This window comes from Sphingomonas sp. Leaf22 (genome assembly GCF_001421715.1).
Lineage (GTDB): Bacteria > Pseudomonadota > Alphaproteobacteria > Sphingomonadales > Sphingomonadaceae > Sphingomonas.
This window is the reverse complement of sequence record NZ_LMKP01000036.1, coordinates 1-5,960: the sequence shown is the minus strand read 5'-3', so window position 1 is coordinate 5,960 and position 5,960 is coordinate 1. Positions and strand designations below refer to the sequence as shown.

Annotated in this window: 6 protein-coding genes; all 6 read right to left on the bottom strand. The window is 62.2% G+C overall.

The annotated features are described in order from the left end of the window. Positions 1-148: 148 nt before the first annotated feature. Entirely contained in the window at positions 149-1,870 is a 1,722-nt protein-coding gene (gene mqo, locus ASE70_RS13645; RefSeq protein WP_056505895.1) for a malate dehydrogenase (quinone), read from the bottom strand. 264 nt (positions 1,871-2,134) lie between these two features. Continuing rightward, complete coding sequence (locus tag ASE70_RS13640; RefSeq protein ID WP_056505893.1) at positions 2,135-2,956, bottom strand: helix-turn-helix domain-containing protein; 822 nt, start codon at positions 2,954-2,956, stop codon at positions 2,135-2,137. Positions 2,957-3,370: 414 nt separating this feature from the next. Then, positions 3,371-4,315 carry a replication initiator protein A gene (locus ASE70_RS13635; protein ID WP_056505890.1) on the bottom strand — a complete coding sequence of 315 codons (945 nt, stop codon included), beginning with the start codon at positions 4,313-4,315 and terminating at the stop codon, positions 3,371-3,373. A 137-nt stretch (positions 4,316-4,452) separates the two neighbouring features. Beyond that, positions 4,453-4,764: a hypothetical protein gene (locus ASE70_RS13630; RefSeq protein ID WP_056505887.1), complete on the bottom strand. Its 312-nt coding sequence runs from the start codon at positions 4,762-4,764 to the stop codon at positions 4,453-4,455. Between the two features lie 367 nt (positions 4,765-5,131). Next, complete coding sequence (locus tag ASE70_RS13625; RefSeq protein ID WP_056505884.1) at positions 5,132-5,338, bottom strand: helix-hairpin-helix domain-containing protein; 207 nt, start codon at positions 5,336-5,338, stop codon at positions 5,132-5,134. 237 nt (positions 5,339-5,575) lie between these two features. Continuing rightward, positions 5,576-5,960 (bottom strand): hypothetical protein (locus ASE70_RS20760; RefSeq protein WP_235519936.1); only part of this gene is annotated, 385 nt, incomplete at its 5' end.

Genomic DNA, 5,960 nt, shown 5'->3' with positions numbered 1-5,960 from the left:
GGCTGCATAGCCAGTTTCACGGGCGTCGCGAATGCCGCCTACCCCCAACCCAGTCAGTCCGCTTAGGGCGTCATTTCGCCCTCAGCCGGAACCGACCCCACTCAGGACGAACGGTTTCGCCTTATGCCGTCGTGCTCCGGCCTTGCGGTCACATCGCCTGCTGCTCGCGGTTCAGGCTGCGCGCGGGCGGGGTCGCGACCGGGGCCGGGGCCACGGCGGCACCCGCACGAACATTCGCCGGCACCTCGACGAACGGCAGCTTCAGCGTCTCGCTGGTCATCCGCCTTATCTGGTTGGTGAAGGCCGGATCGTCGTTGAGCGTGCGGCCATAGGACGGGATCATCGCCTCGATCTTCGGCGTCCAGATACTGGCAAGCCGCTGCGGGAAAGCCTTTTTCAGCACCTCCAGCATGATCGCCGGCGAGGTCGAGGCACCGGGCGACGCGCCGAGCAACGCGGCGATCGTCCCCTGCTTGTCGGTTACGATCTCGGTCCCGAACTGCAGTACCGGGCCCTTTTTCGGGTCGCGCTTGATGACCTGCACCCGCTGTCCGGCGGTGATCAGCTTCCAGTCGCCCTGTTTGGCGTTCGGGAAATATTTGACCAGCTCGGCCTGGCGATCCTTGTCGGTCAGCATCGCCTGTTTGACCAGATACTGGACCAGCTCGGCATTTTCCGCGCCGACCGCCATCATCGGCCCGACATTGTCCTTGTACACACTGTTGAACAGGTCGCGCCACGATCCGTTCTTCAGGAACTTCGTGCTTTGCAGCGCGAACGGCCCGAACAGGATGACCGACTTGCCGTCCAGTTTGCGCGCGTCGAGATGCGGCACCGACATCGGCGGCGATCCGGCCTCCGCCTTGCCATAGACCTTCACGTCGTGGCGCGCGGTCAGCGCCGGGTTTTCGAACGCGAGGAACTGGCCGCCGACCGGGAAGCCGCCATAATCCTTGGCTTCGGGAATACCCGACATCTGCAGCAGCTTGAGCGACGCGCCGCCTGCACCGATGAACACGAAGCGCGCCCGCACGGTGCGGTCCTTGTTCGTGGTCAGATCGCGTACCGTCACGTTCCAGATGCCGTCGGCCCCGCGGTTGAGGCCGCGAACCTCATGGCGCAGTTTCAGGTCGAAATTGGGATTTTTGGTCAGCGCGGTGGCGAGCTGGCGGGTGATGACGCCCCAGTTCACGTCGGTGCCGATCGGCATATAGGTCGCGGCGACCTTCTGGTTCGGATCGCGACCCTCCATCACCAGCGGTGCCCAGGCGCGGATCTTCGCCGGGTCCCGGGTATATTCCATGCCGTAGAACAACGGGTTCTTGACCAATGCCGCCTGCCGCTTGCGCAGATACTCGATATTGGCGTCGCCCCACACGAAGCTCATATGCGGTGTCGGATTAATGAAGCCGTTCGGGGCACCCAGACGCCCGGTCTTCACTTCGTGCGCCCAAAATTGCCGCGCGACCTCGAACTGTTCGGCGATCACCACCGCCTTGCTCGTATCAATGCTGCCATTGGGGTTTTCGGGAGTATAGTTCAACTCGGCAAAGCCCGAATGGCCGGTGCCGGCATTATTCCACCCGTTCGAGCTTTCCTCGGCGACATTGTCGAGCCGTTCGAACAGCGCGACCCGCCAATTCGGCTCCAGCTCCTGCAGATAGGTCGCGAGCGTCACGCTCATCACCCCGCCGCCGATCACCACCATGTCGAGCGGACGGTCGTTGTCGGGCGCGGGGCCGGCGGGCGAGGCCATCGGCCGGAACAGGAAGGCGATCGCGGCGAGCAGCAGCACGACGACGATGCCGAGCGCGATCTTGGTCTTGCGCCAGCGGGACCGGCGTGGTGCCGGCGCGGAGGATGCTTGCATGGAATGGATCCGTTGGAAGATGAGCGCGCTGGAACGCCGTGTTCGGTTCGAACCGCGCCGGAAAATCCTCTTGTAGAACACGTTATACGACCGTTTGATGTGGCGCAAATCCGCCATTCCCGCGCAATAGTATGTAACATTGGGCCACCCACGGTTCCGCCTGCTCTCGTTGGAGAGCATCGCGCCGGCGATAGCCGGTGCGTCCCGCAGGTTTGGCGGGGGAGGTGTGTGCATGGTTCGATGCGTTTGTGGTCACCATAGCTGTTAGGCCGGACGCCGGCGGCCGACTAGGCCGACGACATCTGTGGTTTGTTCAAATGACTCAGAGAGTGGTTGCGGATCGAAATGAGACTCGCAGGCGGCGCGATCAATTGCCGCCCCCAGCAATGCCAATACCCGGCCGAGCGCACCGCCGACGCTGGCCTCGGCCAGTTCGCGGCAGCTGAGCGTCGCGCGCATCGCTGCCAGCTCGGCGGCGGCGGCTTCGCGATGTCCCACCGCATCGTGCGGCAGCGGCGCGGGATGGAAACGGCGTGGCAGAAACCGCAGCAATCCGCCAGGTAGCAGCGCCCGATAGATATTCGACGTCTGGCGATAGCGTGGCCCCGCGCCGACGTTGCGACAGAAGCGCCGCTGGCGAACAAGGAACCCCGCCGCCTCTAGCGCCGCCAACGCCCGCGCCACCGTCGCCCGGCCAAGCGCGGTCGCCTTCGCCAGATGGTCATAGGTCGGGAACACCCGCCCGCCATTCAGCCGGGCGAGGGTGCAGATCTCCTCGAACACGCGCACCGCCCCGGCGGTCAGGGCGCACAGCACCGTTTCGGCCGCGGTCAGCATCCGCCCCTCGCTGCGCGCAGCGCGCCGCCGCGCCCGCCCGGCATCGAGCGCGGCGCGTGCCATGCGCAGCAGCCGGTCGGTCTCGCCCTTGGCGGGCACCGCGAAGAAATGGTCCTCGACCGTGCCCGCCTCGACGCTGCCGCGCCGGACGGGTGCGCCGGTGCGGTGCACACCGCCGCTGCGTGGCCGTGGTACGCGTGCCGGATCGGCCATGCGCGCGATCGCCTGCGCCAGGATAAGCGCCATCATCGTCCCCCTTGTCCGGGGCCGCGACAAACAAGCAAAAAAGGGGCGTGGCGCGAAACGCGCGTCCTTGAACCGACAAGCGATCGGAGGTATTGGAGAAGGCCTGTAGAAGCCGGTTCGACGTTTGGCGACGTCGCTCCAAAACCTGGGACGCCTGGCCTTCGTGCCGGGCTTTCCTTTATGTGGTCACGGCCAATTCCCTTGCTGCCGGCCCTGCTGCCGGTTTCAGCGACCTTTGCAGATCAAATCCAACATCGGAAGCGTTCCCGGTTCGTGCTTTCGAGTAGGAAAGCGACAATTACGTTCGTTTCGGCGCAAATCACCGCCGACGATTCGTGCTTTCGAATAGGAATATGGCGGTACGTTCGTGCTTTCGGGTAGCAAATACCCCGTCGCATTCGTGCTTTCGAATAGGAATTACGCGGCCGGAGCGTCCACCGATTCGCTCGCATCCGAATCACCCGCCTCATCGCTGCCGAGCGCGCGTGGCCGGCGGGTCAGTACCACCTGCACCGGGGTCGAGCGCCGTCCACGCCGGGGGGCCTCGCCTTCGGGGGATTCCTGTTCGATCAGCTCCAACCGATAGTCGGGGATGCTGTCGGATGCTACTATCTGCTTCAAAGCATTTCGAAAATTGGCAAGCGGGTTCTGATAGCCGATCTGCAGGCGGAAGGTCGCGAGGTCGGTTTCCAACCGGTCCTCACCGCTCGAGCGCGCTACTTCGTAGATGCGCCGCTCGATCGGCCCCAGCTGGAAGTATGCCGCAGCATAGTCGAGCACGTGCCGGTCGAGCAGGATCGCGCGGAACAGCCAGTCGCACAGCCGCACCTTGACCGCCTTCAGCCGCCGCTCGCCGCCCCGGGTGCGCGAATAGTGCAGCTTGGCTTCGGACAGCCATGAGAAGAAACCCTCCTCGCCTTCGCCCCCCGCCTCGATATTGGTCTTGATCTGCGTACCCTGCAGTCGTTCCAGCGCCTCCGACAGTCGACCGTACGACCGCGCCGAGTGATTGGCCCCGGTCACCGTGAACAGATCATGCGCGGTAAAGACGAAATCCTGCGTAACCGTCTCGCCGATCTCGATCTTCGCCAGCATCAGGCTGGCGATATACAGAACGATTTCCTTGTCATAGATGGTCGCAACGCCACTGGCCGACGGACGTACTTCGATCGATATCGCATTTGCCTGATAGGTCAGCGGCTTCATCCACGCATTCTTGGCGAGCGCGAAGAACGGAAACGCCATCAACGACCGCTCACCGCGGATTTCGGCGGTAAGCGGACTGTCGAGCCGGAACAGATCGCCCTGCGGGCGGGCCGGGGGCTTGGCGGGCGTGCGCGGGGCAGGGGGCTTGCGGGTCATGGGACTATTCTACTCGAAAGCACGAAGATGCGATGGGAAGCGGGACCTGCCCGTACACGCACGCCGGACAGACCGGCGACCATTCGTGCTTTCGAGTAGGAAATAGCCGGACGGAGCACCATTCCGCCCACCTTGAATCACCGGCGTGGACGTCCGGCGGTACGCGCCTGATCGCCGGCAACCGCAAAGGGCGAGGTCGCGTTGGCCTGCGGGTCGTAATAGCGATCGATACGGTTGCGGATGCGCGACTGGACCCGGTTCTGGATCCGGCCATTGATCCGCCCCATCGGCTCGATCCCGGCTTCGGCGGCGACTTCCTCACGCGTCTGGCGCTGTCCGGTCTGGCCGGCCGCGGAGCGCGCGGTTTCACCCTGTTGGGTTGCAGGAAGCGACGATTGGACCGGTGGCGCCTGATCCGGGCTATTGTTCCCATATCGGTCCTGCGCCAAGGCAGGTACGGTCAGGCAGAGTACCACAGAGAACAATATGCAGCGCATTCCATCGCTCATAGACATGCTATTGCCCTACGCCTAGGGTCAGGACTCGTTGATCACAGCCAGAAGATGATGGTGGTGGCTAGCGCGACGGCAGAGAAGAAGTCGGTCGTCAGTGACGCGGTCGCCCAGTTCCGAGCGTCGCAGGATATGCGCCGCCTTAGGCGCCTGCGGTATTAACACGAATACGCCGGCCGCCAATATTCCAGAACCCTTCAAAGGTGACAGTAGGGTGCCGCGAGATCACCAGCTCCGCTGTCAGAGTTTAGTCGCGCCGGTCACGCGTTCGTACCGTCAATCCCGATTATCCGACGGTAAGTAGTCAGTCGTGGGCGACCGTAAGCGCTGATCGTCCGTCATCCGCCTTGCCCGTGAGACCCGGAACCTCGTCAAGTTGCCGCAGATCTGTGAATGTGCCGCGTTCCTCTCGGTAGCGTACGATCTCGAACCCGTGGCCCTTAAGCGCGGGTACGGCATCCAGTTCCTCGGCCGTAGCAGTATTGACGTTGACGAGAGCTGCGTCGCTCATGCTGGTCCTCTTCAATGGCAGTTATATAACGCACATAGGCGAATGCGGGGCTGAGCCAATGGAGCCAAGTAGGGCAATATTCCGATCGCAGCCCAATCCTTTGCCAAGGCCCAAAAGCGTCGTTTCGTCGGCGACGTCAGACAGACTGGCAGGTTACACTATTTTCATAAAATATTTATCATATTAGGCAGGAATAGTAACCGTACTAGGCTAACACCACTCTTTAAAGCTGGAGTATCATTCATCATAATCAAAAATACGGAACTGTTCAGAACCCTCTAACCTAGAAATTTTCTGGTCTAGAGCTCTCAGCTTGGCAAACTTCCTTTCCGCCAAACGCCGTTGCTGCCTACTTGGAGTGTTAACGCTCAGCCGATCATTAACGAACGCATTCGCCGCTTTTTGAAGGTGATATACGGTCTGAGGCCCTCCTTCGTTGCACGCTGCAGCCATCATGATGACGATTGCAGAATTCATGGTCATATTATGCGACCGGGCAAACTCTTTCAGGATGCTGGCCGCATCGCTAGGGTCAGGACCCATTGATATGAGGATCGCGATCTGATTCAGGCTCTGCGAGGAGACCCGAATGAGCGACCTTTTTTGGCTGACGGACGAGCAG

Excerpts from the sequence above, each read along its gene's own strand:
- ASE70_RS13640 (WP_056505893.1), bottom strand. The coding sequence starts at position 2,956 with ATGATGGCGCTTATCCTGGCGCAGGCGATCGCGCGCATGGCCGATCCG.
- ASE70_RS13625 (WP_056505884.1), bottom strand. The coding sequence starts at position 5,338 with ATGAGCGACGCAGCTCTCGTCAACGTCAATACTGCTACGGCCGAGGAA.
- ASE70_RS13635 (WP_056505890.1), bottom strand. The coding sequence starts at position 4,315 with ATGACCCGCAAGCCCCCTGCCCCGCGCACGCCCGCCAAGCCCCCGGCC.
- mqo (WP_056505895.1), bottom strand. The coding sequence starts at position 1,870 with ATGCAAGCATCCTCCGCGCCGGCACCACGCCGGTCCCGCTGGCGCAAG.